The organism is Brevibacillus panacihumi W25 (genome assembly GCF_000503775.1).
GTDB classification, from domain to species: domain Bacteria; phylum Bacillota; class Bacilli; order Brevibacillales; family Brevibacillaceae; genus Brevibacillus; species Brevibacillus panacihumi_A.
Map to the genome: position 1 here is coordinate 934,091 of NZ_KI629785.1, position 24,884 is coordinate 958,974.

Genomic DNA, 24,884 nt, shown 5'->3' on the forward strand with positions numbered 1-24,884 from the left:
AGGAATACAGCGGAAATACTAGGAAGACAGATGTCAATCTTAAATAGACCAAATAAATAAACTGTCCGCATTAAGGCAAACAATTTATATAAATTGTTTTAGCTATACGATAATTTTACATCTTTACCCAAAGTCAGTAAAAAATTTGTTTAACAATAAATCCTGTTATGACAATATTTTGCCCTAACAGGATTTCAAAATCAAAAAGCACTTTTAGATACAATCCAATGTCAAAGTTATATATGAACAGCGAAAATATTAATCATAACTCATCATTTCAAGCTTTCAACGCTTCAACAATCGCATCCTTGGTAATTTTCCAATGAGAAGTATGCCATTTTACCTGACCGCCATCCAACAGGAAAATCTGCGGAGACTCGTGCTTGATCGCAAACCGGTCTGCCACCTCATTGGATACCGGACGATCCTCCCGTACGAGAATGACCGCTGCCGGAACCTCTTGCTCCTGCAAAAAAGACTGAAACTCCTCATATGCAGACGTGCTGATCGGGCAGATCGTGCTGTGCTTGAACAGCAGGCGTTTGCCCTCTCCCGCTACGAATTGATCCAGTTCCTCAATCGAATGAAGTTCTTTTTGTGCCATGCTATCTTCTCCCTTCTGGCGTGACGCTATGGCTTCAGTATACGAAAACATGAAGGGTAAAGTCCATGTGCCAGGTGCAAAACAAAAAACCACCCTGCTCGCAAGGTGGTCATGGAATTACACCATAATTTTCGTCAGACGATGACGCAGCTCCAGCATCCATTTTTCGTCTCCCAGCGATTGGGCCAACAAGAACAAGTCCAATAGCTCGTTGACTCGTCCTTCCAGCGCTTCCCGCACCGTGGAATCGCCCTCATTGGCAATCAGCACCAATAAATTGGACAACTCTGACATTTCCTCAAACTCAATCGCCTGCCGCTCGGGATTCTGTCCCAATTCTGTCATCAAGTCTTTCAGGTCATCTTTGACAACATCCACTACTTGTGAATGGGCGCAGCAATCGTCCACGCAGACGTGTACGGGTACATTTAATATCTTCACCCGTTTACGATACACGACGTTGCGCAGCACGACCTCCATTTCACTGCCGCAGCGGCTGCATTTCTTCTGCATGAGTTCACCCCTATCTCTATCCACATATGTATGCGTCCCTTATGTATTCGCGCCTATCTTCTTCAATCCTGCTAAACAAAAGATGGTACATGGTGGATGGAGTGGCAGACAAATCAAAAACGATGCCCTTTTGACGGCATCGTTTCCCGAAGCAGATCTGCATCCTCATCAAGCGTAAATCGCGTTTACTTTTTCACAATGCGGACATACCGCGACCTTGCCGGAGTGACCAGCTTCGTCTTCCACCCGATACCCCGTAATCTGGTCCGAAAAGCAAAACAGGCACTCGGTATTAAAGTCCATGTCGTACTGCGCTTTCCAGACAATCGACTTGAAATCTTCCCCTACATTGATCGTAATGGGAAGCAGATCGTGTTGGAGACTGTGTAATGATGATCGTTGCATCGCAATGCCATCCTTTCGTGTATTGCAAAGTCTTTTCGTATCCTCTAGCTTTTCCTGATTTTCAGAATAATAAACATGGCGCCTGCATGGAGAAAAAAAGAATCTTCCTAAAAATGGGCGTTTGCCCGTATCGGCTCTTCGCCTATCCCCATATGTTATGGGTGTAAGCACAACAGCGGCTTAACACAAAAGGAGGTTTTTGATCGCATGAGCAGCATCTTTAACGGCGGTAATTTCGACGAGTTCACTCTGGTGTTGATCCTGTTCATCCTGTTGGTCATTGTAGGTTGCGGCTGCGATTAATCCAGTCCTTCCAGATAGCACAATTCAGCAGGAAGTCGCATATACTTGAACACCGGATCCTGTTAAGCGCGTTTCATACGCCAGCTACCCACCACGCGGGTAGCTTTTTTCCATTTTATAAGTGTACAATATGAACGAACCGATTTGGAAATGGAAAGAGAGGAACCTCCATTTATGAAAGATCCACGTATCGAAAAACTTGCTGACGTATTGGTTAACTACTCCACTCGCGTACAGGCAAATGACAACGTTCTCATCTACGCGATCGGTCAAGTGCACGAACTGGTTCGCGCCGTCATTGCGAAAGTGTACGCTGCCGGCGCCAACCCTTATGTGCAGTTGATCGACCAATCCATCCAACGCGAACTGCTTCTCGGGACCAATGAAGCCCAGCTCGAAGTCATGCGCGAAGCTGATGTGAGCTTCATGAAAAAAATGGATTGCTACATCGGCATTCGCGGCGGAGACAACATCAGTGAACTGGCCGACGTGCCAGGGGACAAAATGCAGCTCTATTCCCGCCTCCTGACCCGCCCGGTACTCGATGTCCGTGTACCGGAGACTCGCTGGGTGATCCTGCGTTATCCAAATTCCTCCATGGCACAGCTCGCCAATATGAGTACGGAAGGCTTTGAAGACTTTTATTTCAAGGTGTGTACGCTGGACTACGGCAAAATGGACAAAGCCATGGACAATCTCGTCGAACTGATGGAGAAAACGGACAAGGTGCGCATTACAGGACCTGGCACCGATCTGAGCTTCTCCATCAAGGGCATACCTGCGATCAAATGCGCCGGGGAAGCCAATATTCCAGACGGAGAGGTGTTTACCGCTCCGGTACGGGATTCGGTCAACGGCACGATTTCGTACAACACGCCATCCCCTTATCAGGGCTATACCTACGACAATATCAAGCTGACGTTCAAGGACGGCAAAATCATCGAAGCGACTGCCAACGATACTGCAAAAATCAATGAAGTCTTTGACACGGATGAAGGCGCTCGCTATGTCGGAGAGTTTGCAATCGGCGTCAATCCGTACATCCAAAATCCCATGAAGGATATTTTGTTCGATGAAAAAATCGACGGAAGCTTCCACTTCACACCTGGTCAAGCCTATGACGAAGCCTTCAACGGCAATAAATCGTCCATTCACTGGGACCTCGTGATGATTCAACGTCCGGAATGGGGCGGCGGTGAAATCTGGTTTGACGACCGCCTGATTCGCAAGGACGGCCGATTTGTCGTACCGGAACTGGAGTGCCTCAATCCTGAGAATCTGAAATAATCTGCGCAAACGAAAAAAGCGAAGGACTCCCAGTGGTCCCTTCGCTTTTTTATGTGCACATGCATAGCATTGCTTCGTGCATCCTTCCCTTTTACATACTGTAGGCGGGTTCTTTGATCAGAGCGGGCGTCTTTTTCTCCAAAAATTGAATGGTCATCTCCAGATGGTGAATGGTATACTCCCAGCAAAATTTCTGATACGGATCAAACGTTTTCTCCAGCTTGATGTAGTTCGCCTTGCTCTGCGCTAACATCTGGCGCTGGATCGACATACAGTTTTCCATGAGTTCGCGCTGTTCCTGCGGCGTGCGTCCATTGCCGAAGAACACCTTCACCAGCATGTCAGAGCGCAGCACTGGCGGCAGGATCGGTGCTTGCATCTCCTGCTGGAAGGCTTCCTCCCCAGTCTTTGTAATCGAATACAGGATCTTGTTGGGCTTTCCGGATTGGATGACCTCTTGCTTGGTCACGAAGCCTTCTTCTTCCAGTTTGCGGAGCGCGGGGTAAATGGCACCAAAGCTGGCATCGTAGAAGAAACCAATGCTGTTGCTGAATGCCTGTTTGATGTCATACCCGCTCATTTCTCCATAACTCAAAAATCCAAGAATGATCGTTTTTACATCCATCTCTTCGCATCCTCCCATACCATTCCGTTCTTTTCTCTCTGTCTTGGACCGAACAAGGATGTTCAGCCTTTATGTTCAAAATATTCTTGAACTAAACTTCATTATACGTCTATTCGAATGAACATACCAATGCTAATTCTTTATTATATCAATCAAAAATAATGATACAAAGTCCCTACTCCACCCGAATGGCAGATGATTCCTTCTCGCCCTCATAAATCGTCATGCTGGGAGCTTTGTGGGATGAATCAGTGTCGAACTCTACCTCCACCGACAGGACCCGGATAAAGAATCGGGTCTGTGACATGGGAGACAGCTCCAGCCGCATTCCTCCGTCCACTTGCAGGTACAAACGGTTCTGTTCGGTTGTCACTCTTGCATGCATGCCCTCACTCAAGCGATAAGAACCTGTATAGCGTTCATAAATCGCGGGATCAACCTGTATAGCCTTCCTCTTGGCAGGGCTCTTTGGCATTTCATAAGGCTCGTCAAACAAAATCTGTTGGACTGCCCCCAGGAAGCTTTGTTCAAATTCATAATCCTGTTCTTTATTGCTCAAGTAAATCAGCGTCTTCCCGGCGTCGACATAACGAAGCATCAGAGTCGCGTATCCCGGCCATCCCCCGCTGTGGCTGACGATGGTCCCCCTACTCTCCTTCTTTTCCAAGATCCAGCCGAATCCGTAGTCAAAGGTTTCCCCATTGTTTAACTGGACAGGCGTAAAGGCCTGCTCTACAGTTTGTTTGCTTACGAGCTTTTCCGTATATAATGCTTGATCAAATCTGAGCAAATCTCCAAGTGTCGAGTTTACCGTGCCATCTCCTTGAATCCCGTCCAAATACACGACATACTCGGTCTCAGTCAACTGGTCGGGAAGCAGGTATTGATCGGTCATGGCATCGTACACATAGCCATACGCATAGTCAGAGATTTTTTCATTGGAATGTCTCCGGTTGTATACCCGCGTATGCAGCATTCCGAGGGGACGAAACAAATGCGCATCCAGATACTCGGCGTAGCTCAGCCCGGAAATCCGCTCGATCAGCAAGGCGAGCAGGACATACCCGGTATTGCTGTATTCCCATTGCTCATTCGGCAAAAATTTGCGCTCTGGTTGATGCTCTGTCAACAGCCGCAACACATCTTCATTGACAGCGATTTGTTTCCGATCCCAATGCTTCTCAAACAACTCCATATAATCGGGCAATCCTGAAGTATGGGTAAGCAGATGTCTCACGGTAATTCCGGGATAGGGAAAGCCGGGAAACCATCTGTCGATCAAATCGTCATAGGCCAAATGCCCCTGTTCTTCCAGCAGCATGACGGCTGTGGCGGTTATAGGCTTGGATAGCGAAGCCAGCTCAAATACAGAGCCGAGCGTCAACTTTCGTTTGTTCTCCAGATCTCCAAATCCAAAGACAGCCTGATACAAAATCTCCCCATGCTCAGCTACGCATATCGCTCCGTTGAGCAGTTGTTTTTCGTGCAGCTCTGTGCATAATCTCTCCAGCTGTTGTTTCACCTTCATGAAAAAACCCTCCTCCAATTGCATTAGTATATTAAACTATTAAGATACCTAACTTATTTAACGTAAAAAATTACGGCTTGCGTAATTCCTCCTCTACAATTTTCTGCAATTTCAGCGTCAGCGAACGGAGCTGCTCTATCTCTTCAATCGCCATTTTCGAATAAAAACGTTCGATAATATCCCGCTCTACCGCCTCCTGCTTGGTGAAATAGGCAACGCCCTGAGGGCCTAGTTGCACAAGGATTTCACGCCGATTCTGAAGATTGATTTCCCGCTTCACGTATCCCATTTTCTCAAGCTTTCCCACAATCTGGCTGACAGCGCTAGAGGATACTTCCATCTGATCGGCAATTTCCCGGACCGTCATCCTCTGATGCTTATGAATCAGCTCCAGAAGCAACGCCTGCTTGGTCGTAATCTCATCATCCAGCAAGGAGCGATATTCATGCAGGAGCAACGTATTGATCAGATACTCGGCTTCATTCATTTCTTTCACACAACGGATGAGCTCCTCATTTCCATGTTTCATCCCAACTCATTAACCACCTTTATTGTTAAGGTATCTAACACATAAGATACTAGATTTCCTGCGGCAAGGCAAGTGACTCCATCGAGAAAATGGGCGTCCCTCCCCTCCCGCCCTGCCATAGGATGATACATACCTATCTGCTGTAGGGGGGGAGAGTTCATTGAAGAGTAAAAAGTGGTCCCACTATACACGTGTAAAATACCCTGTGAGCAGCAGCAGTTTGCATCCCTTCAATTTTTTCGTGCCGATTGTCGAACAGGTACAGGAGGGAGTCGTCTCCATCGTCACCGAAGACGCTTCCCCAACGAAAAACGTGGATTCCTTTCTCCGCAGTATGATCTCGGAAGAAGAGCCCCCGATGTCTGCTGAGCGAAGCTTTGGTTCCGGCTTCCTTTTTCATCCAAAAGGGTACATCCTGACCAGCGAGCACGTTATTGGAAAATCGAAACATATTTATGTCAAGCTGTTCAACGGGCGGGTCTTTGAGGCAAAGCGGGTGCTTGCAGACCGCGTCCGCGATTATGCTGTCATCAAGATCGATGCGGACTGCAAACTGTTTCCCCTGCCATTGGGGAGTTCTGCGCATACCAAGGTCGGGGAATGGGTGATCAGCGTCGGTTCCCCACCTGTCGACGTAGAGGCAAAATCAAACAGGCTTTCGCTCCCCCAGCTGAAGCGCGAACTGGACTGGTCTTTGAATCGCCAGCCTGTAGGTCTCCTTCTCCCCAATCTGGCGAAACACCTCGCGTCCTGGCTTGGGATTCACTTCGATCAGCCAGGGTCTCCCCTGTGCGTCTACGCCTATGTCCAGACCGAACTCCATCATCCTGCCAAATCGCTCCTCGAGAACTTCTGCGATCCGATGCGCCAATCGGTCGCATTCCTCCGCGATCAATTGCGCGCGGCTCTCGCCGAATTTTTGTGTGAAGAAAGGTAAAAAAGGAACTGCACTGCCGCCACCGTGCAGATTGGATGTCGAGCTCCCCGCCTTGCCTACACGCACGCCGCGGCCAGTCACGCTCCATTCGCCACGCTCGTCTTTTTGGATCAGCAAGCGCACATCCGCCACGCGATTGCCGACCAAAGCCAGATCCACCCCCTGTTGAACGAGAAAATTGCCGTCGCTGATCCGCTGCTCCCGCACCCAGCGCCTCACCCAATTCTCCACGCCTTGAATCGTTCCCAGCTTGGCTTTTACCTGCGAATATGTTTTTGAACGACCGAGCAGCTCATACCCCTTGTCCCTTGCCGCAAGCTTCAGAATGCTGCGCCCCCCGGTACCATTGCCGGGCTTGATGTACAGCAGCTTATACCGCTTGAGCATCGCACGCACAGCTCCGGGAGCGTAGATCGCGGTTTCCGGGATCCACTGGCTGACCCGTTCATCCTTTGCCAGCATCAGCGTCACTCTCCACTTCTTGCTGAACGGGCTGTTGGCAAACGTGAACAGATTGCTGTGCCGAAGCCGCATATACTGAGGCACCCTGCGACGATAGCGGTCAATCACCACATCCGGCCAAGGCTGCCACCGGCTTTCCCAGCCACCCTTCTTTTTGGGCGTGAAGCCGCGAATTTTTCGTTGGGCTGCATTCACATCCTGATGAGAAAAAAGGTACACGCGCGCTCCCAGTTTGCGGCCAGCCAGAACCAGGCGCCGCAAATAGTCCGGTTCTGAGAAGCGGCTTCCTTCCCGCCAGGTCAAAATGCCTACTACTCGCTCCTGTGCCAATCGAACCACCTCACCCATCATCGTCATCCACTGCCTAGTCTATGTGCCGCAGCCTAAGGGGGAGACATCCCGCGAAAAAACGGGCTTTTAACTGCGCTATCGTCTTCTGCGCATAAAAGGCAGCAAAATAAGCCACAATCTACGGGTAACAGCACACGCTACACTTCTGTTACTTACGTCATGTAAGATCCTGTGATACAATAGGGTTTAATGTATAACAAGGTGCATAGAGGTGACGTCCACGTGAGTCAGGATTTAGCAGGAGAACACATGTGTCCAAAATACGAATGTGCGATGAACATCTTGGGTAAACGCTGGACGGGCTTGATTCTCCATGTGTTGCTTCGCGGTGCTGTACGCTTCAAGGATATCCGCGAAATGGTCCCGCATATGAGCGATAAAATGCTGTCGGAGCGTCTGAAAGAGCTGGAGGAGCTGGAAATTCTGGAACGCAAGGTGTTCCCCGAGATTCCTGTCCGGATCGAATACGAACTGACCGAAAAAGGAAAAGACCTCCGTCCCGTCATTGATTCCATTCATACATGGGGTCAAAAATGGATGTAACCCTTCCCGCTTTCTAACAGGCGGGAATTTTTTTTGTCCAGGCATAACCTTCCCTGCTTCACTGTAGACTCTAGCATCCTGAGATGACGGGAGGCTGAGACTTTGCGAGCGGCAGTGTACATCCGCGTCAGTACGGAAGATCAGGTCAGGGAAGGCTTCTCCATCGCGGCCCAACGCGAACGCTTGCTGGCTTACCTGCACTCCCAGGGCTGGGAGCTGTCCGATTTCTACACCGATGAAGGCGTCAGCGCCAAGGATCTCCAGCGTCCCGAGCTGACTCGCCTTCTGGACGATGTGCGCCAAAACAAGATGGATGTCGTGCTTGTCTACCGGCTGGATCGTTTGACTCGTTCCGTGCTGGATCTTTACCAATTGCTGCAGACGTTTGACTTGCACGGGGTCCATTTTAAAAGCTGCACAGAGGTCTACGATACGACGACTGCCATCGGGCGACTGTTTATCACGCTGGTAGCCGCCTTGGCCCAATGGGAGCGGGAAAATCTGGCGGAGCGCGTCAAAATGGGGATGGGGCAAATGGTCCGCGAGCGAAAAAGACCCGGCGGTCCCCCTCCTTACGGCTATGCCTTGCAGGATGGGCAATTGCAGATCCAGCACGACGAAGCCTGCCATGTGCGGCTCATGTTCGAGCGATACGCCCAGGGACATTCCCCCCGTCAAATCGCAGAAGAGGTGAATCTGCGGGGAGCGCGCGGCAAAAACGGTGCCTGCTGGAGTGCCAGCGCCGTTCTTCGGCTGTTGAAAAACCCTGTCTACTATGGAGCCTTGCGCTGGAACTACGCCCATTCCGCTCCCCATCTGCGCCGCCAACGGGAGCAGAATGATTTTTTGTTGGAAGAAGCCGTCCATCCAGCCATCATCGATGAACCGACTTTCCAGCGTGTCCAGCAGCGCATGGCCGCCCGAGGCTCCCGTCATCCGCGGGTGCTCGGCTCCTCTTTTCTCTTTTCCGGCATCCTCTACTGTGCCCGCTGTCATGCCGAGATGCGCGGAAAAACCACACATAGCAAGGGAAAAAGCGGAAACCACTACACCCATACGTATTACAGTTGCAGCAACAAAGGAAAAGGCCTGTGCAACGCCGCCCCCATTCGGGAGGATCGGCTGGAGCAAGCCCTGCTCCAGACGCTGCAAGAGAGTCCACCCGAGTCACACGCTTTTTGGCGGAAGGTCTGCCGTGATGCCCATACTAGGTCGGCTTTTCCTGCACCTGCACCCGTGTCCGATGCAAAATGGGAAGAACGACGCAGACGCTGGGAGGAGGCCTATGAAGCCGGTGTCCTAACCCTGAGAGAATTGCAGAGGAAGCTGCACGATCTGGAGCAAAAGCAATTGGCAGATAAGGAAAAGCTGCCATCCCTCCCCCACATGCGGCATGAGGAAGAACGGGATGAGCAGCAGTCCCTTGCTTGGAACAAGATCTGGTCCGAGTCTACGCGCGAAGAGCGCAGACAGCTCGCCACCAGCCTGATCCAGCGACTGGAGGTGGAGGCATCACCGGCTTTTGGAAACAGGCGCGGTGTCAGCGTTCAGCAGATTCTGTTTATGGAAGATTAGCTTGGTTCTTTTTTTCTCTACGTGGGCATGTGGTTCTCCATTAGGGTTGGAAAATTCGGTCACAGCGGGGATCATCAGCGCGAAGAATCGGCGTTTGCAAGTCGCCAAGCGGATGTACGAGGAGATTTTTCAGACAGACGCAGCGATTAACCCCGGCAACAGCGGAGGACCATTAATCAATCTGAACGGCGAAGTAGTGGGCCTCAATGCCTTCATCATTCAATCCAGCCAATGTATCGGCTTTGCGATCGGGATTGATGCCTTGAAGCAGCAGTTGGAACAATTCATTTTTCACTGAGGAACCTAAGAGAAAAACCCCGTCTATTGGGACGGGGCTTGTTTCTCAAAGGCAATCAGATAGACATCCTTGCCGTCTTGATTGTTCAACTCACGTTCTGTCGCCTGAAGCTGTTTCAATTGGTCAGCAGTCAGTTGGGCAATCGGCAAATCGCCTAGACGCTCTTGGTTCACGGCGCACTCCCCCGTTAAGAAATCAATTCACGCCTAGTTTGCCCACCCAAAACGCTATGTATTTAAGCAGTCCGCTGAAAGGCTTTGGCAATATCCGAGCAGGAGCGCTTGCAGAACAGAATCGGCAGCTTTCGATCCTTGGCCTGGCTCTTCACAGTCTTGGCGAGGTTATGGTTGACGAAATCCGTCAGCACAAGAATCAATTGAACACCGGTCGGGATTTTTACTCCCGTCTGCGAATTTTTCCTTCCCGTCACGTGATGAATCTCCTGGAATCCTTTTCCTTCCAACAGCTCGATAATATTCCCTAGGCGATCTCCGCCGATTACCAAAATCGATGACATGTCATAAGCCTCCTTAAATAATGGTGTGCATATTCATGTATGTAGCCAAGCTTCTTTTTAATTGATAATGAGTATCACTCTTATTGATAAATATTATCATTCCCAATTAGCTTTGACAATACTCTCCTTGATAAGTTTTTTGGAAAAATCGAAAACTAGGGCGAACACGTGAACGTCCTACATAGTGGTTGCCGGGGGCTTTTTGACAAAGGTATAATGAGGAAATAGATCATTTTGCGAGGAGGTGGCGTCGTGCAAGAGCTTTCGCAACTACACGCCATTTTTGATCGGACCCAAGGATATATCCACCGCTTCATGAGCCTGATTCAGCCGATTATTGATGCTGCGCAGGATGAGCACACACGCTTGTACTATCACCATATATTGGAGGAGGAAGAGCAGCGCGAGGATCGCTTGAAAGAGTTGATTCCCTACCTGCAATCCCTCTCGGCAGAAAAAGCCGAACAGCTAAGCGACCGCGAACTGTCCCGGTTGCTCTCCGATATCAATCTGGAGCGCTTTGGGCTGCATAACTTCCGGGAGCATCTGGAGCTGGCACTCTACGAATTCCGCGACGAAGAGACGCGTCTGGACCTGGACGGGATGCGCGCAACCACCCATGAGGACTATCTGCGCGTCAAGGATATCATGGCCAGCTTGAGCGAGCGCTTTTCGGATGTATCCCACCCGGCTCTGACCGATCATGATGAGGGACATGACATCCATGCCGTAGACCATCTCAAGGCTTCTGCCGCTCTGCCAAAAGGAGTCGCATCCGTGATCAAGCATGAGACAAGCCCTGCTCCCGCTAAAAAAGGGCTGACGGTAGGAAGTTTGAAAGGAAAATAAAGAACGAAGAAGCCGTTCTATCATGGAGGTAATACAATGGACAAACTCCGTAAATACCCTGACTCTCCCCTGACGCACGACGAGTGGAAGCAACTGGACGAAACAGTCGTCGACATGGCTCGCCGCCAGCTCGTAGGACGCCGTTTTATCGATATTTACGGCCCACTAGGTGAAGGCATTCAGACGATCACCAATGACGTCTATGAGGAGTCCCGTTTTGGCGGTCTTTCCCTGCGCGGCGAATCTCTGGAAATGACTCAACCGAGCAAGCGCGTCAGCATGACCATCCCGATCCTGTACAAAGACTTCATGCTGTACTGGCGCGATGTGGCGCAAGCCCGTACGCTCGGGATGCCGCTGGACATGAGTGCCGCCGCCAACGCAGCAGCAGGCGGAGCCTTGATGGAAGACGATCTCATCTTCAATGGCGCAGCCGAATTCGACCTGCCTGGCCTGATGAACGTCAAAGGCCGCCTTACCCATCTGAAAAGCGACTGGATGGAGTCGGGCAATGCTTTCGCAGACGTAGTGGAAGCTCGCAACAAGCTGTTGAAAATGGGCCATAGCGGTCCCTATGCCCTGGTCGTCTCCCCTGAGCTGTACGCCCTTCTGCACCGCGTCCACAAGGGAACCAACGTGCTGGAAATCGAGCATGTGCGCAATCTGGTGACCGATGGCGTGTACCAATCCCCGACCATCAAAGGACGCTCCGGTGTCCTGGTGGCGACTGGCCGTCACAATCTGGATCTGGCGATTGCCGAGGATTTCGATACTTCCTTCCTCGGGGATGAGCAGATGAACAGCCTGTTCCGTGTCTACGAGTGCGTCGTACTGCGCATCAAGCGTCCGAGCGCAATTTGCACGCTGGAAGACACCGAAGAATAAGCGAACCAGTAGAAAAATGGCGTATCCCAAAGAGCATTTCGCTCCAACGGATACGCCTTTTGCTTTGCATACCGAAACTGTGGCCGCAGCCTACTTTCGCTCCAGCAATTTTTTCAGCTTGTTTTCTGTGGTGGAATCCGCAGCAGGCGTATAAATGCTGCAGCGCAGATCCGAATCGCCATGCACCTGCAGAGACGTCAAATGAAACAGCATCTTCCCCGCCTTCGCATGTCGGAACTCGATCAAGACCTCGGGGGCGGTTTTTACCTCGCTTTGCTCCCAAAGCGCCTCGAAATCGGGATGCACGCTCTTCATTTCCCCGATAAACCGATCATACCAGCCATCCTCCACGTACTGCCCGTAGTACACCCGGAGAATGGCAAGATACCCTCTGGTAAAATGCTCCCAATTCACCGCCAACCGCTGGAGTTCTTTTCTTGTGAACAACAGCCGAATCATATTGCGCTGTTCGGCCGGAATCTGCTCAAAATCCAAAAAGACGTGTGCTGCCGCCTCGTTCCAGCCGACGATAAAAAATCGCCTGTCGGTGATGATGGTCGGGCAAAAACGCAGCTCGTCCAGTATTTTTTGTAAAGACGGGCTGATTTCCAGCGGCTCTTCCTTCTGTACGATCGCGCCCGATCCCGCTTCCATTGCCAAGGCATACAGATACTTTCGCTCATCGATCGTCAATTGCAGCGCATTCGCGATTTGCTCGAGGACCGATGTGGACATCCTGATGTCTCGCCCCTGTTCAAGCCATGTGTACCAAGTGGTGCTGACCCCGGCCAATTGAGCGACTTCTTCTCTTCGCAGGCCCGGTGTTCTTCTGCGAGTGCCTGATGCAAACCCAATCGATTCCGGTAAAATGCTGGCCCGTTTTGCTTTTAAAAAAGCAGATAAAGCCTGTAGTCTCGTCTGCCGTTCCATGTCATCATTCCCTTAAACCGTTATCCTGGTACTCATTATACTAGGATAATCTATAACTTGTAATAGGATAAAGAACATGACACGATACGGGTATCAATTCCTATCGTTCAGGGAGGGGTTATGATCATGGAACGTGTTGTCATTACCGGAATGGGCGTTATCTCGCCGCTTGGAAATACAGTAGAGAGCTTTTGGACTCGTTTGATCAGAGGTGAATCCGGCATCTCGCGGATTGATACCTTCGATGTCTCCAGACAAAAGTCAAAAATAGCGGGATTGGTTCGCGACTTTGATGCAGATGCTCTTTTGGGGCGAAAAGAAGCGCGGCGCATGGATCGTTTTTGCCAGTTTGCCTTGGCTGCCGCCAAGCAAGCACTGGAAGATTCGCGCATTTCGCTGGAGGAGGTAGATCGGGAGCGTCTGGGGATTTACGTCGGCTCTGGTGTCGGCGGCATTCAGACTTTGCTCGAGCAGGATGCGATGCTTCGAGATCGCGGTCCTGAGCGGGTGAGCCCGTTTCTGGTGCCGATGATGATCTCCAATATGGCCGCTGCATTGATCAGCATCACATTCGGTGCCATGGGTCCGACACTGTCTCCCGTTACCGCTTGTTCTATCGGCAATACCTCGATTGGGGAAGCGTTCAGGCTCATTCGTGCAGGCGGAGCGGACATCATCTTCGCGGGAGGATCGGAAGCTGCTGTTACCGAGATCTCCTTGGCAAGCTTCGGCAATGCCACTGCCTTGTCCACCCACAACGATGAGCCGACCAAAGCCAGCCGTCCTTTTGATGCCGACCGTGATGGGTTCGTCATGGCGGAAGGAGCAGGCATTCTGGTTCTGGAATCCCTTACGCATGCCCTGCGTCGCAACGCTCCCATCTATGCGGAAGTAATCGGCTATGGAGCAAGCTCGGATGCCTATCATATGGTGGCGACTCACCCTGAAGGCATCGGTGCCTACCAGGCGATGAAAATGGCGATCTCGGAAGCCGGAATTCCCCCTTCGGCGGTGGATGTGATCAGCGCCCATGCGACCAGCACTGAAATCGGAGACAGATCGGAAACCATGGCGATTAAGCGCCTGTTTGGAGATGCTGCGTACCGCATTCCGATTACAGCCAACAAGTCCATGACCGGCCATCTGTTGGGTGCTGCCTGCGCTGTCGAAGCCATCGCGTTGGTGAAGAGCTTGCAACAAAATATCATTCCTCCGACGATCAATCTGGAAACGAAAGATCCGGCATGCGATTTGGATTACGTGCCAACTGAAGCTCGCGAGACGGCATTGAGCATCGGGTTGTCCAACTCTTTTGGCTTTGGCGGCCATAATGCGGTGATCGCGCTCAAAGCCTATCGTGAATGACCTGGAAAAGAAAAACCGTCCCGCAGTCCTGTTCGAGACTTGCGGGACGGCTTTCTGCCGCATCACAGTTCTATTCTTTTCGTAGCAATCTTGTCGCAAAACTCACTGTCATGCTCCACAAAAAGGATCGTGGGCGCATGTTCAAGCAGCAGCTCTTCGATTTGAATGCGAGAGAAAATATCGATGTAGTTCAACGGCTCATCCCAAATGTGCAAATGAACCTTCTCACAAAGGCTTTTGGCGATCAGCACTTTCTTCTTTTGGCCGGCGCTGTACGAAGATATATCCTTTTCAAATTGGACCCTGGAAAAATCAAGCTTCCTCAATATCGATTTAAACAAGCTTTCATCGATTCCATGGTTCCTGGCAAAGTCCTTCAGATTGCCCTGCAAATAGGAAGTGTCCTGTGAAACGTATGATATTTTCAACTGACTCCCTTTTCTCAGGGTACCCGTATGATCGATCTCCTCTCCCAGGATGAGTTTGATGATGCTTGATTTTCCCGAACCATTTTTCCCGGAGAGAGCAATTCGATCCCCTTGCTCAATTGTAAAGCTGATATCTGAGCAGACCCTTTTCTCCCCGTAATGAATCGAGATGTGTTCCAGCTCGGCAAGCTGTCTTTTATGATAAACAAGCTGGGACAGTTTCAAGCTGTCGGCGCTCTCGATATTCTTCAGCAGATTTGCCTTCTCCTCGATGGCGGATTGCTGTCTTTGCTCGATGGATTTCGAACGCTTCATCATTTTCGCTGCCTTGTGGCCGACATACCCTTTATCTACCTTGGAGCCGGAATTTCTGGTCCCATTCTTTGTTTTTTCCACTTCATGCGACCAGTTGTTGGTTCGTTTCGCGGCATCCGACAAGCGTTTGATATCCTTTTTCAATCTTTCGTTCTCTGCGAGCTCATACTGATCCCGTCTATTTTTGTTCTCCCACCAGTCGGAGAAGTTCCCCTTTTGAACCTCTATGTCGGTCTTATTGATCGAGAGGATATGATCCACACAGTTGTCGAGAAAGGCTCTGTCGTGTGATACCAGAATAAACCCGCTTTTGGAATTGAGATACTCGCTGACAATTTGTCTGGCCTCTCGATCCAAATGATTCGTCGGTTCATCAATCAGCAAAAAACGATTATCCTGAAGAAACAACGCAGCCAGCAGCACTTTTGTCTGCTCCCCGTTGGACAATGTCTCAAAAGGCCGGTCCAAAACATCCTCCGACACCTGCAGCAATGAAAGCTCACGCATGACCTGCCAGTGATATTCTTCTGGCACCCGATCATTGATCACTTCAAGCGTGCTTCTTTTCTTGTCTTTGACGGGAAACGGAAAATAATCAAAGCTGACAGACGCCGAAATGCTTCCGCTGTATTCATAGTTGCCCAGCAATAATTGAAGAAAGGTTGTTTTCCCTCTGCCGTTTCTACCTGTAAAGCCCAGTTTCCAATCGGTGTCGAGTCGAAGATTAACATTTTCAAATATGTTATCAAAGCTGCCATCATAGGCAAACGTGAGGTTTGTTACATTGATCATTGACATATAAGAATCCCTCCTGTATGCGAAAAAATAAAAGCCACAAGAAAGTTACCTTTCTTGCAGCTCAAATGCATACAGAAAATCCACCCCGTCACGGGGCTGGACCTGGATATCGTTTGAGCGGAGAAGATAACGTAACTTTCTTGCATACGAAAAATAAAACATGCGAAATACATCGCTTTTTTGTTTTATTTCTTAGCAAGAAAAAGTCAACATTATCCTCTTCAGCTCCCTTTAAAAATGTAAGCATATTTTATCATGCTTTTTCCTTCTTGACAACCAACCCTTCTCGGAAACACGCGGCACCAAAAAAGGGGAGCATCCCTTGGCCCTGTTGATGGCCTTTGGGACATCCCCATTTCGCGTACATTCTTTACACGGTTACTTTGCTGTATCTCTCCAGCGCTTTCCCCAGACGAGAAATCGCCAGCTCTGTATCCTCATGGTTGAGCAACGTGTAGTTCAGACGCATGTTGTTCGTCTTGGTATCAGCTGCATAGAAGGCTTCGCCCGGAACGAACGCTACCCCTTCCTCGACCGCGATCTTCAGCAGGTCTGCCGACACGACATGCTCAGGCAGGGTTGCCCAGAGGAACATGCCTCCTCTTGGCTTCTGCCAGCTAAACCCTTCCCACTGCTGGCGAAGCAGCAGTTCGTTCATCCACTCCATCCGCTCTTTGTACGAAGCGCGGATTTTTGCGATGTGACTCTCCAGATCAAAATTGGCGAGCAGTTGGTGCAAAGCGATCTGGTCGATGGTGCTGGACTGCAGGTCTACGGCTTGCTTTGCCTTGACCATCATCTGGATGACGCGCTCGTCTCCGAGAGCCCAGCCTGTGCGAAGGCCTGGAGCCACGATCTTGGAGAACGTGCTGGTGTAGACCACACAGCAGTTCGTCGGATGTTCATCCAGTGAGAAAATGGAACGATACGGCGCCTCTCCATCAAATTGGATCTCGCCGTACGGATCGTCCTCGAGGATGAGAATATTGTTTTCCTTGCATTGGCGCAAGAGTCCCAAGCGGCGTTCCATACTCCATACCTTCCCGGTCGGGTTGGCGAAAGTAGGAATGACATAAGCCATTTTTGGTTTGTACTGGGCAATTTTTTTTGCGAGGTCATCCAGATCCATTCCGTCTTCATCTGCTTCCACCGGAATGACCTGAATACCGCGGAAATGGAACAATTGGATCGCAGCCAGGTAAGTCGGATTTTCTACCAGCACGACGTCGCCTTCGTCCAAATATACACGGCTGAGCAAGTCGACGGCCTGCTGGGAGCCGGTGGTGACCAACATATTGTCCACGCCAACGTGGATATGTTTTTGCTTCATGCGTTCCGCGATCCATTGGCGAAGCGGAATATAACCATCTGTCAAACCGTATTGAAGCGCAGTCGCGCCTAAATGAAAAGCACCGTCGAAGGCTTCCCGCATCTCAGCGATTGGAAAAGAATCAGCTGCCGGCAATCCGCCAGCCAAGGACAAAACCCGACTTCCTTGGGTCAGCTTCAAGATTTCCCGGACAACCGAAGATGATAAAGCTTCAGTAGATTTTGAAAATAAATACTCCATGTTCGGTTCCCCCTAGATTTTACTTATTATTGTTTTATCACTGACGTAATCTAAAGTCCAATCCTCACTGGCTATCGGGGGATAGGTTTTAGCTATGTCGAAACATTCACGGTTTTTTGCCTACAAGAAAACCCCTTTCGCTCGGAAAGGGGTTCGTATTTTTCATCTATAGGGCTAGGCGATGCGTACCACACGTGTTTTTTCCTGCGCTGGGAGGAAATCCAGATCGACATGCGCACGGGCTGTTTCCAGTCCGATGTCCTGCGCCAAATGAGTGGCCTCTTCCTGGAAGGTCAGTGTACAGCTTCCTTCATTCAATTCGCAAAGCCGCTTCAAGCGCTTGAGGCGCTCAGCTGTTTTTTCCTCGCGCATAAGGTCATTTTGGAGCTCCCAGACATCGACGTGTCGGGCGTCCGCAATCATGCTGATATCATCGACGTGAACGATCAGTCTCTTGCCTTCTTCTGTGACAAAGCCGACGGAGCAAAAATGCGTACCGGACATTTCCAGACGAGTGAGAACGGCGTTGGTATAGATTTCACCTGTGCGCAGCCGAATCGAGCCAGCTTCAATAGCTCCGCCTACTTTTCGCTCGTTGGCGATCACTGTATACATGTCTGTGTAACCGTTTATCTGATAGCGCATGGCATCCTCCTGCTATGTAGATGAATGTGAGACTCATTATCATTCGCAACAACATCATCGTATAATGAAAATCATTATCTGTCAACGCTGAGAATGATTTTTATTGTCTCCTTTTTTCATTTAGGATATGCGGCTAGTGGGCAAATGGTTAGTAGAAAAAGCTGGGGGTCATAAATCCGGGCTTGTTTGGTTGGCGGTTGGTGGTTTTCAGACTGTGGTGGCGAGGGAGGAAAAGGGGAAAACGCTCCAGGCGGGGTGGGATCTTCGCTGTGGGCTTCACTGGTATCCTCCACTCCAAAGGCGGAACCGCGGCCAAAAGCAGCCCACTTCGAAGAAGTAATTCAAGGTTGTCCGCTGAAGGCGTGTTCCGCCTTTTCCGTTCCGGCTTGGTCAAGATCCTAAATGCCTTCGCTTTTTTCCCCTTTTCCTCGACCAGCACTCCTGATCTCTGTAGGGGTTAAAAGAAAAAAGCCCCAGGACATTTCCTGGAGCCAATTGCATAGACACTAAATCGCTTCCGCCAAAATCAAGAAGCGGTGCTGGCGGATTGCGAGGTAACCCTTGGATTGCATTTCCTGGTGGATCCAGTACAGTGCCTCCATCTGCCGCTCTACATCAAAATCAGGAGCTTGCCAAGGGATTGCGCGTAAGTAGTAGATGAGGGCTCCCACATCGTAGAAGCGCTGGGTCGGGTATTCCTCTTTGGAGCACAGGATACGGAATCCGTTTTCCTCCAATTGTCGGACTGCCGTCTCCAGCTTCCACTCGGTATAATCTGTCGGGAGCGGCAGTCCTAATTTTTCATTGAGCTGGCCGCAATCTTCGCCGCCTACTTGCTGGGTCAGGAAGATGCCCCGCTCGGCGATGAGCCGGCGCACTTCTTTTGCCGAAAAAGACTCATGCTTATTTAGGATCAGTTCGAATGATCCGTCTTCAAAAGGAAGTCTGTCGTCATCTTCGACCTGTAATACTTGCACCCCTAGCGGCTCCAAACGCTCTTTTGCAACCGGGATATTGGGCAGATACCCCTCCGTTGCAGACGTTTTCGCTGGCAACGGTCTTAGCATGGACAGAAATTCTCCCCCGCCTGTTCCCATATCAAGCAGGGAAGTCGCCTTCTGAATCTGCGCTATCGCCATGCTCCCGTACGACCAGGACAAAGGCTCGCTGTGAAGGCGTCCCGTCCCTGTGATCCAGGAGAAATCCCAGCCCTGAAAAGGCTGATTGGCTCCGTTTACGTAGGTCATGAACAGTTCGTCTTGTTTCATTTTCTCATCTCCTCAGGTGGAATCTTCTTTCATTCACCGTTGTTTTAACATATTGATTTTTTCTCTGATCTCATTCGCTTCCTCTTGTCCGATGTACCTCCCTTCCAACTCCCGAAACAGTCATCTCTCATACCCGTCTTTTGAATTATCCATATTATTTGATAAAAATCGAATGAATTATTTTTTATATCATGATAGCATCCAAATTGCGGAAAATAACCATTTGAAAGGAAGATACACGTTATGGAAACAAGAGTCGAAACTCTCCCGAACTATCGTATTGCGTATGTACGACAATATGGTCCTTATGGTCCTGCCAATCTGCAGGCGATGCAAAAACTAAAAAAATGGGCGATGGAGAAAGGACTGCTTACCGAATCAGCTATTTTATTCGGAATACCGCAAGATAATCCGCAAACAACCCTTCCTGAGAAATGTAGATATGACGCTTGCATTGCCATCAGGAATGATGAACAGATAGATGATCTCGTCTGCGAAAGTGAACTACACGGCGGAGTTTATGTTATTTTTACCATCAAACATACAGCAGAAGAGGTTCAACGAGCTTGGACTGAAATTTTCCCAGCCATACACAACATGGGATTTCAGATTGACGGCAAACCTATTTTAGAAAAATACAGTGGCGACATGCTAAAGAATGATTTTTGTGAAATATGTGTACCGATAAAACCGGTTTAGCCTGATGGTTTTCTGATGTAACGCATTCCTTTTTAAGAGCGTAACCATTCATAGTATTGTACATATTTTCCATGAAAGGAGTAAAGCTATGTATGGTTTGCTTAATCTTGGCAGTCTTGTTCTTGGTCTTGTCGCTTGGATCCTTCCTACTGTAAATCTTATGAGATATAAAAAGCATGGACATCAAAATTGGGGCGTTCTCTCCATAATGAGTTTCGGCGCTTGTGCGATTTCACTAAGTTTCCAAATTTTCTATCACAATCATCTGGTGACGATTGAGGACTGGGCTGCTCTGATGGATACGACGGACGCCGTGGCGTTCGCTACAGCCGTTCTTCTGATTGGTACTATCCTATTAAATGTAATGACTCTATTTCTATATCGCGACAGAACAACAAAGTAGGAGTTACACTTGCTGAAAGTACAAAAAAGCACCGGAAAACCGGTGCTTGCCTTATGATAATGATTTCTAATCTCCGTTTACTTCCCCTTCGCTAACAATCCCAGACGCTCGATCCGCGATACCGCTTCTGCCAGACGCTGTTCATCGGACAAGAGGGCAGCCCGTACGTAGCCTTCTCCGGTAGGGCCGAAGCCGATGCCCGGAGCGACGACGACATGCGCTTTTTCCAGCAGCAGGTCGGAAAAGGATTCCGAGGTATAGCCGGCAGGTACTGGCAGCCAGGCAAAGAACGATCCTTGCGACGGCTGGGCTTGCCAGCCAATGCGGTGCAGATTGGAAAACAGCGCGTTGCGTCGTCCCTCATAGACGGCTACCAGGTCGCGGACGCATTGCTGCGAATCGGTCATGGCGCGGGCTGCCGCCATCTGGACGGCGCCAAACATGCTGACAAAATAATGGTCCTGAATCAGGTTGATCAGACGAACCAGCTCGCGATTGCCCACCATCGCTCCTACGCGCCAGCCCGCCATATTGTAGGTTTTGGAGAGCGTGTAGAACTCCACACCCACTTCCTTGGCTCCAGGGAGCTGCATGAAGCTGACTGGTTTTTTGCCGTCGTAGCTGATCGCTCCGTAGGCAAAATCATGGCAGACGACGATCTCATGCTTTTTGGCAAAGCGAATGGTTTCTTCATAGAATTCGATCGGCGCATTGACTGCCGTCGGATTGTTCGGGTAGTTCAAAAACATCAGCTTGGCGCGATCCAGGTCCGCTTGCTTCAATTGGCTGTAGTCAGGCAAAAACTGATTTTCTGCCTTCAGCGGCATCATCACCATGCGACCGTCCACTACCGCTACACCGGACCAGTAATCCGGATAGCCTGGATCGGGAACCAGCGCGACATCCCCCGAGTTCATCAGCACCTGGCAGATTTCCACCAAACCGGTTTTGCTGCCGAAGAGGATCGCTACCTCCTCTTCGGGATCGAGATCGACGTCGAATTCGTTTTTGTACCATTGCGCGACGGCTTGCTTCAGTTCCAGGCGTCCGCTGAACGGCGGGTATTTGTGATGCAGCGGATTGCTTGCCTGTGCCTGCATTTCTTCAATAATATGCGGCGGTGTCGGCAAATCAGGATTTCCTTGTCCCAGGTTGATTACGTCATGTCCGGCAGCGATCACTTTGTTTACCTTCGCCACCAGCGTGGCAAAAAACTGTGTCGGCAACCGATCGATCATGTCGGCAGGTTGGATGCGCATCTCTCTTCAGATCCTTTCGCTCCTTGGAATAAAAAACCCCTCTTTCCATACAGAAAAAGGGGTATACTCACTTTCAAGTCAAGAATGGGCACAGCATGGGAAGCTGTGGGGCTTCTTCGGGTCAGTCCCTCCACCTCTAATATGGCAGTAAAACACGCGGAATATCATGTTTTGAATCTTCTTCATACTACTTGAGCGATTTGCGTGTGTCAAGAATTTGCTTGGCCCTCCTGCCTACATTTTGCCTGCGAGAGGTGTAGGCGATAACGGCTTTTTGCCGCGCTTTAGGAACTGGTGGTGGAGCGCAAAGAATCCCACGGAAACCAGCGCCAGACCCGTCATGATGTAAAGCAATCCCTGTGCATCGTACTCCTGGAAAAGAAAGGCGCCCAGAAGCGGTCCGAGCATCCTTCCGGCGGAGCCGGTCCCCGTCACCAGTCCCTGAATAAACCCTTCCTGGCCTGCGGGGGTAAATTGTGCTGCTACGGTCGGAACAGCAGGCCACATCAGCATTTCGCCCAGCGTCATGATGAACATCGCTGCGAAAAAGCCCGCATAGGCTGTCGTCTGCGTAAGGATCAGCATGGAGAGCGCAAATACGTATGCGCCGAGCAGCATCTGGGAGATCAGTGTTTTGGCAAAGCGGCGGATCACCCAGGAAATCAGCGGCTGTCCGAACAGAATCAATCCGCCATTGAGCGTCCACAAGAAGCTGTACTGGCGCAAGGAAATACCTAATGATTGCATGTAGCTGGACAAAACCGTCGTCCATTGCACATATACGATCCAGCTAATCAGAAGCCCTGCGCAGAGCAGAAGAAGCGCGGTCCAGATGAACTGGCGCGACATCGCGGGAGCTGCGGGATGGGACGTTGGTGTCCCCCCTGCCTGCGGCTCTTCTGCAACAGTAAATGGCATGCTCTGGCTGTCTTTTAAATACCGCGGCAAAATGCATACGAAAAGCAGCAAAGCTGCGGTTTGTGTGATGGCGTTCCCAAAGAAAGTCCAGGCAAAGGAGATACTGGCTAAAAGCCCCCCTAGCGCCGCCCCGGCCGCGACTCCGGCATTTTGCGCTACGTAGATCATATTGATGCCTTTTCGTCCTCCCTGCGGCCACAAGACGACTGCGAGTGCATTAATCACAGGGGACAGCATGCCGTAAAAAAGTCCGTTCAATAACAACAGAATCGTGTACATCGTAAAATCCTGGGTAAATCCCAGTCCTGCAGATACCGTTATAATGCCGATAGAGGCGATGACCATCGTCCGCAGCTTTCCCCAGCGGTCGAACATCATTCCGCCCAATACGCTTCCAACCAAAAAAGCCCCTTGGTTCAGCAGCAGCAAAAAGCCCGCCACCGTCAACGGCTTGCCCAGATGGTCGTGGATATAGATCGTGACCAAAGGCCAGATGCAAGCCATGCCAGTAGAAGAAATAACAGCAGCAATCGCCAGAAGACGAATGCTGCCCGGATAGGACTTCCATTTTTCTATCATTTTGAATGGTCCTCTCGTGTGAAATCTCCGCTCTTCCCTCCGGTTTTGCGCAAAAGTCCGGTCGATTCGATTACCATGGCTTTGTCCATCGCCTTGCACATATCGTACACCGTCAGTGCAGCCACACTCGCTGCTGTGAGCGCCTCCATCTCGACACCCGTTTTTCCGGTCGTCTTGACGGCAGCTTCGATCTCCAACGTCCGCTCATCTGCAAAAGAAAAGCGTATATCAATGCCAGTCAAAGGCAGCGGATGACACATCGGGATAATCTCCCAGGTTTTTTTGGCTGCCATGACACCAGCGACTTGAGCCACCGCCAGCACATCCCCTTTGGCAACCCGCCCCTCGCGGATGCGTGCCAGCGTCTCTTTTTCCATCACCATGCGGCTGTACGCGACGGCTTCGCGCTTGGTGACATCCTTGTCGGAGACGTCGACCATTTTTGCCCGGTTTTGTTCATTAAAATGCGTCAATTGATCGTTCATGCAGCCCTCCCGTTAGACAACCTTTTTCCTTATCGTTCGCAAATGATTCCTACCTTCCTACCTTACTCCCGCGACGCAATAATTGCAATGAGGAAAGTGGTGGTGTGCCCAAGCATTCTGAAAAATAAAATCCCGTACTGCATTCGTACGGGAAAAGGAAAAGCAAAGAATCGTTTTTTCATTACAATTGATGATGATTCACTCTCGGATGATGCTCTCTCTCCTTGAAAATCTGGATGAACTCCACCAGGCCATCGACGGCAGCCGCAAGCAGCTTCTCCCCTTTTTCCCGCGTGGCAACTGTCGGGTCTCCCAACGTACCCGTTTCTGAGATCGCGCTCCAGTACGGCATCATGACGACAGGACGTCCTTCTCCTTTCCCGACCAGGTCCAGCCAAAAATACTTGGAGTTCTTGAATTTGTCCAGGTCGCGAACTGCTTTTTCCATTTGCACAAGGTCTTCTTTGATCGCCAGATACATGGAGGTCTCCAGCTCACAGGCATGGTTCATCCCGCCCGGATTCTCGGATTCCCGGATCTCCTCCGCCATTTCGATCAGCGGCTGCAAATCCCAATGAGAGATCGAAGCGCACATCACCTCGGGGTATTCCAGGATCGTTTGACGGGCGACTACCTGCAGCAAGGAGACGTTGCTCCCGTGTCCATTGAGCAGGAGAATGCGCTTGAAGCCTTGATGCGCGAGACTGCGGCATACATCGGTGACGTAGCTGATGAAGGTAGCGGACGATATCGAGATGACGCCGGGAAAATCCATCTGATGAGGCGCATATCCATGATTGATCGGGGGAATCACGACCATGTCCGCAGGGCTTTTTTGCGCAGCGCGCACACACACTTCATTGGCAAGCACGAGATCCGTATCCACGGGAAGATGATGGCCGTGCTCCTCGATCATGGCGACCGGGACCACCGCTACCCGCTCCTCGCGGATGACCTGCTGGATTTCAGGCCATGTCATTTCAGCGAAAAGGTATTTGTTCATCCGAGCAT

General features: G+C 50.4%; 28 protein-coding genes and 1 pseudogene. 11 read left to right on the forward strand and 18 right to left on the reverse strand.

Annotated elements, in window-relative coordinates; all coding sequences use genetic code 11:
* Positions 1-277 precede the first annotated feature (277 nt).
* The 3 genes from ytxJ to T458_RS45565 all read right to left on the reverse strand — a co-directional run bounded on the left by ytxJ (position 278) and on the right by T458_RS45565 (position 1,522).
* Positions 278-604, reverse strand: a complete 327-nt coding sequence (ytxJ, locus tag T458_RS45555) for a bacillithiol system redox-active protein YtxJ (protein ID WP_023557756.1) — start codon at positions 602-604, stop codon at positions 278-280.
* Positions 605-721: 117 nt separating this feature from the next.
* The gene (locus tag T458_RS45560) at positions 722-1,117 is read right to left on the reverse strand and encodes a hypothetical protein (protein ID WP_023557757.1); all 396 of its coding nucleotides are present in this window, start codon (positions 1,115-1,117) and stop codon (positions 722-724) included.
* A gap of 168 nt (positions 1,118-1,285) precedes the next feature.
* On the reverse strand, positions 1,286-1,522 hold the full coding sequence (locus T458_RS45565) for a hypothetical protein (protein ID WP_023557758.1): 237 nt from the start codon (positions 1,520-1,522) through the stop codon (positions 1,286-1,288).
* A 207-nt stretch (positions 1,523-1,729) separates the two neighbouring features.
* Between T458_RS45565 and T458_RS56590 the strand changes: the two genes are divergently transcribed.
* Together T458_RS56590 and T458_RS45575 are read left to right on the forward strand one after the other, a co-directional pair.
* The gene (locus T458_RS56590) at positions 1,730-1,825 is read left to right on the forward strand and encodes a YjcZ family sporulation protein (RefSeq protein ID WP_023557759.1); all 96 of its coding nucleotides are present in this window, start codon (positions 1,730-1,732) and stop codon (positions 1,823-1,825) included.
* 174 nt (positions 1,826-1,999) lie between these two features.
* Positions 2,000-3,112, forward strand: coding sequence for an aminopeptidase (locus T458_RS45575; protein WP_023557760.1), 1,113 nt, complete (start codon positions 2,000-2,002; stop codon positions 3,110-3,112).
* Between the two features lie 91 nt (positions 3,113-3,203).
* Here T458_RS45575 and T458_RS45580 read toward each other — a convergent pair whose 3' ends face one another.
* From T458_RS45580 to T458_RS45590, 3 genes are all read right to left on the reverse strand, one after another.
* Positions 3,204-3,737, reverse strand: a complete 534-nt coding sequence (locus tag T458_RS45580; protein ID WP_023557761.1) for a PadR family transcriptional regulator — start codon at positions 3,735-3,737, stop codon at positions 3,204-3,206.
* Positions 3,738-3,912: 175 nt separating this feature from the next.
* Positions 3,913-5,265, reverse strand: coding sequence for a serine hydrolase (locus T458_RS45585; protein WP_023557762.1), 1,353 nt, complete (start codon positions 5,263-5,265; stop codon positions 3,913-3,915).
* Between the two features lie 70 nt (positions 5,266-5,335).
* Entirely contained in the window at positions 5,336-5,794 is a 459-nt protein-coding gene (locus tag T458_RS45590) for a MarR family winged helix-turn-helix transcriptional regulator (RefSeq protein ID WP_023557763.1), read from the reverse strand.
* A gap of 358 nt (positions 5,795-6,152) precedes the next feature.
* Between T458_RS45590 and T458_RS57620 the strand changes: the two are divergent.
* Positions 6,153-6,413, forward strand: a pseudogene (locus T458_RS57620) (S1C family serine protease); the annotation flags it as partial.
* Between the two features lie 27 nt (positions 6,414-6,440).
* Here the strand turns inward: T458_RS57620 and T458_RS57625 are convergent.
* Positions 6,441-7,523: a YheC/YheD family endospore coat-associated protein gene (locus tag T458_RS57625; protein ID WP_252989858.1), complete on the reverse strand. Its 1,083-nt coding sequence runs from the start codon at positions 7,521-7,523 to the stop codon at positions 6,441-6,443.
* Between the two features lie 243 nt (positions 7,524-7,766).
* On the opposite strand from T458_RS57625, the gene T458_RS45605 reads away from it, so the two are divergent.
* From T458_RS45605 to T458_RS57800, 3 genes are all read left to right on the forward strand, one after another.
* Positions 7,767-8,087: a winged helix-turn-helix transcriptional regulator gene (locus T458_RS45605; protein WP_023557766.1), complete on the forward strand. Its 321-nt coding sequence runs from the start codon at positions 7,767-7,769 to the stop codon at positions 8,085-8,087.
* 102 nt (positions 8,088-8,189) lie between these two features.
* Positions 8,190-9,662 (forward strand): recombinase family protein, encoded by a 1,473-nt coding sequence (locus tag T458_RS45610; RefSeq protein WP_023557767.1) that lies wholly within the window; start codon positions 8,190-8,192, stop codon positions 9,660-9,662.
* 1 nt (position 9,663) lies between these two features.
* The gene (locus T458_RS57800; protein ID WP_023557768.1) at positions 9,664-9,960 is read left to right on the forward strand and encodes a S1C family serine protease; all 297 of its coding nucleotides are present in this window, start codon (positions 9,664-9,666) and stop codon (positions 9,958-9,960) included.
* A 23-nt stretch (positions 9,961-9,983) separates the two neighbouring features.
* Here the strand turns inward: T458_RS57800 and T458_RS57285 are convergent, their stop codons facing one another.
* Complete coding sequence (locus T458_RS57285; RefSeq protein ID WP_023557769.1) at positions 9,984-10,133, reverse strand: hypothetical protein; 150 nt, start codon at positions 10,131-10,133, stop codon at positions 9,984-9,986.
* Positions 10,134-10,195: 62 nt separating this feature from the next.
* Positions 10,196-10,477 carry a DUF2325 domain-containing protein gene (locus T458_RS45620; RefSeq protein WP_023557770.1) on the reverse strand — a complete coding sequence of 94 codons (282 nt, stop codon included), beginning with the start codon at positions 10,475-10,477 and terminating at the stop codon, positions 10,196-10,198.
* A 252-nt stretch (positions 10,478-10,729) separates the two neighbouring features.
* Here T458_RS45620 and T458_RS45625 point away from each other — a divergent pair, with 252 nt between their 5' ends.
* Together T458_RS45625 and T458_RS45630 are read left to right on the forward strand one after the other, a co-directional pair.
* Complete coding sequence (locus tag T458_RS45625) at positions 10,730-11,326, forward strand: IMEF encapsulin system ferritin-like cargo protein (protein WP_023557771.1); 597 nt, start codon at positions 10,730-10,732, stop codon at positions 11,324-11,326.
* A gap of 36 nt (positions 11,327-11,362) precedes the next feature.
* Positions 11,363-12,211: a family 1 encapsulin nanocompartment shell protein gene (locus T458_RS45630; RefSeq protein ID WP_023557772.1), complete on the forward strand. Its 849-nt coding sequence runs from the start codon at positions 11,363-11,365 to the stop codon at positions 12,209-12,211.
* Between the two features lie 90 nt (positions 12,212-12,301).
* Here the strand turns inward: T458_RS45630 and T458_RS45635 are convergent, their stop codons facing one another.
* A complete protein-coding gene (locus T458_RS45635; protein ID WP_023557773.1) occupies positions 12,302-13,141 on the reverse strand; it encodes a helix-turn-helix transcriptional regulator in 840 nt (279 codons plus the stop codon).
* A gap of 126 nt (positions 13,142-13,267) precedes the next feature.
* Here T458_RS45635 and fabF point away from each other — a divergent pair, with 126 nt between their 5' ends.
* A complete protein-coding gene (gene fabF, locus T458_RS45640; RefSeq protein ID WP_031305985.1) occupies positions 13,268-14,506 on the forward strand; it encodes a beta-ketoacyl-ACP synthase II in 1,239 nt (412 codons plus the stop codon).
* 62 nt (positions 14,507-14,568) lie between these two features.
* Here the strand turns inward: fabF and T458_RS45645 are convergent, their stop codons facing one another.
* The 4 genes from T458_RS45645 to T458_RS45665 all read right to left on the reverse strand — a co-directional run bounded on the left by T458_RS45645 (position 14,569) and on the right by T458_RS45665 (position 19,530).
* Positions 14,569-16,047, reverse strand: coding sequence for an Lsa family ABC-F type ribosomal protection protein (locus T458_RS45645; protein WP_023557775.1), 1,479 nt, complete (start codon positions 16,045-16,047; stop codon positions 14,569-14,571).
* Positions 16,048-16,417: 370 nt separating this feature from the next.
* Complete coding sequence (locus T458_RS45650) at positions 16,418-17,617, reverse strand: aminotransferase-like domain-containing protein (RefSeq protein ID WP_023557776.1); 1,200 nt, start codon at positions 17,615-17,617, stop codon at positions 16,418-16,420.
* Positions 17,618-17,791: 174 nt separating this feature from the next.
* A complete protein-coding gene (locus T458_RS45655) occupies positions 17,792-18,262 on the reverse strand; it encodes a hypothetical protein (protein ID WP_023557777.1) in 471 nt (156 codons plus the stop codon).
* Between the two features lie 506 nt (positions 18,263-18,768).
* Positions 18,769-19,530: a class I SAM-dependent methyltransferase gene (locus tag T458_RS45665; protein ID WP_023557779.1), complete on the reverse strand. Its 762-nt coding sequence runs from the start codon at positions 19,528-19,530 to the stop codon at positions 18,769-18,771.
* 243 nt (positions 19,531-19,773) lie between these two features.
* Between T458_RS45665 and T458_RS45670 the strand changes: the two genes are divergently transcribed.
* Positions 19,774-20,229, forward strand: a complete 456-nt coding sequence (locus tag T458_RS45670) for an AraC family transcriptional regulator (protein ID WP_023557780.1) — start codon at positions 19,774-19,776, stop codon at positions 20,227-20,229.
* A gap of 88 nt (positions 20,230-20,317) precedes the next feature.
* Positions 20,318-20,632: a hypothetical protein gene (locus T458_RS45675; RefSeq protein WP_023557781.1), complete on the forward strand. Its 315-nt coding sequence runs from the start codon at positions 20,318-20,320 to the stop codon at positions 20,630-20,632.
* Between the two features lie 77 nt (positions 20,633-20,709).
* Here the strand turns inward: T458_RS45675 and T458_RS45680 are convergent, their stop codons facing one another.
* From T458_RS45680 to T458_RS45695, 4 genes are all read right to left on the reverse strand, one after another.
* Entirely contained in the window at positions 20,710-21,891 is a 1,182-nt protein-coding gene (locus T458_RS45680) for a pyridoxal phosphate-dependent aminotransferase (RefSeq protein WP_023557782.1), read from the reverse strand.
* A 234-nt stretch (positions 21,892-22,125) separates the two neighbouring features.
* Positions 22,126-23,388, reverse strand: a complete 1,263-nt coding sequence (locus T458_RS45685) for an MFS transporter (RefSeq protein ID WP_023557783.1) — start codon at positions 23,386-23,388, stop codon at positions 22,126-22,128.
* Positions 23,385-23,873, reverse strand: coding sequence for a cyclic pyranopterin monophosphate synthase MoaC (moaC, locus tag T458_RS45690; protein ID WP_023557784.1), 489 nt, complete (start codon positions 23,871-23,873; stop codon positions 23,385-23,387). The genes T458_RS45685 and moaC overlap by 4 nt, the downstream gene beginning before the upstream one ends.
* 181 nt (positions 23,874-24,054) lie before the next feature.
* Positions 24,055-24,876 (reverse strand): creatininase family protein, encoded by an 822-nt coding sequence (locus T458_RS45695; protein ID WP_023557785.1) that lies wholly within the window; start codon positions 24,874-24,876, stop codon positions 24,055-24,057.
* Positions 24,877-24,884: the final 8 nt, after the last annotated feature.

Bases quoted from the DNA above. Each gene is read 5' to 3' on its own strand.
- T458_RS45685 (WP_023557783.1), bottom strand. From the start codon at position 23,388: ATGATAGAAAAATGGAAGTCCTATCCGGGCAGCATTCGTCTTCTGGCG.
- T458_RS45565 (WP_023557758.1), bottom strand. From the start codon at position 1,522: ATGCAACGATCATCATTACACAGTCTCCAACACGATCTGCTTCCCATT.
- T458_RS56590 (WP_023557759.1), top strand. From the start codon at position 1,730: ATGAGCAGCATCTTTAACGGCGGTAATTTCGACGAGTTCACTCTGGTG.
- T458_RS45645 (WP_023557775.1), bottom strand. From the start codon at position 16,047: ATGTCAATGATCAATGTAACAAACCTCACGTTTGCCTATGATGGCAGC.
- T458_RS45590 (WP_023557763.1), bottom strand. From the start codon at position 5,794: ATGAAACATGGAAATGAGGAGCTCATCCGTTGTGTGAAAGAAATGAAT.
- T458_RS45655 (WP_023557777.1), bottom strand. From the start codon at position 18,262: ATGCGCTATCAGATAAACGGTTACACAGACATGTATACAGTGATCGCC.
- T458_RS45580 (WP_023557761.1), bottom strand. From the start codon at position 3,737: ATGGATGTAAAAACGATCATTCTTGGATTTTTGAGTTATGGAGAAATG.
- T458_RS45585 (WP_023557762.1), bottom strand. From the start codon at position 5,265: ATGAAGGTGAAACAACAGCTGGAGAGATTATGCACAGAGCTGCACGAA.
- T458_RS45695 (WP_023557785.1), bottom strand. From the start codon at position 24,876: ATGAACAAATACCTTTTCGCTGAAATGACATGGCCTGAAATCCAGCAG.
- T458_RS45560 (WP_023557757.1), bottom strand. From the start codon at position 1,117: ATGCAGAAGAAATGCAGCCGCTGCGGCAGTGAAATGGAGGTCGTGCTG.
- T458_RS45670 (WP_023557780.1), top strand. From the start codon at position 19,774: ATGGAAACAAGAGTCGAAACTCTCCCGAACTATCGTATTGCGTATGTA.
- T458_RS45650 (WP_023557776.1), bottom strand. From the start codon at position 17,617: ATGGAGTATTTATTTTCAAAATCTACTGAAGCTTTATCATCTTCGGTT.
- T458_RS45620 (WP_023557770.1), bottom strand. From the start codon at position 10,477: ATGTCATCGATTTTGGTAATCGGCGGAGATCGCCTAGGGAATATTATC.
- T458_RS45665 (WP_023557779.1), bottom strand. From the start codon at position 19,530: ATGAAACAAGACGAACTGTTCATGACCTACGTAAACGGAGCCAATCAG.
- fabF (WP_031305985.1), top strand. From the start codon at position 13,268: ATGGAACGTGTTGTCATTACCGGAATGGGCGTTATCTCGCCGCTTGGA.
- moaC (WP_023557784.1), bottom strand. From the start codon at position 23,873: ATGAACGATCAATTGACGCATTTTAATGAACAAAACCGGGCAAAAATG.
- T458_RS45675 (WP_023557781.1), top strand. From the start codon at position 20,318: ATGTATGGTTTGCTTAATCTTGGCAGTCTTGTTCTTGGTCTTGTCGCT.
- T458_RS45575 (WP_023557760.1), top strand. From the start codon at position 2,000: ATGAAAGATCCACGTATCGAAAAACTTGCTGACGTATTGGTTAACTAC.
- ytxJ (WP_023557756.1), bottom strand. From the start codon at position 604: ATGGCACAAAAAGAACTTCATTCGATTGAGGAACTGGATCAATTCGTA.
- T458_RS45635 (WP_023557773.1), bottom strand. From the start codon at position 13,141: ATGGAACGGCAGACGAGACTACAGGCTTTATCTGCTTTTTTAAAAGCA.
- T458_RS45680 (WP_023557782.1), bottom strand. From the start codon at position 21,891: ATGCGCATCCAACCTGCCGACATGATCGATCGGTTGCCGACACAGTTT.
- T458_RS45630 (WP_023557772.1), top strand. From the start codon at position 11,363: ATGGACAAACTCCGTAAATACCCTGACTCTCCCCTGACGCACGACGAG.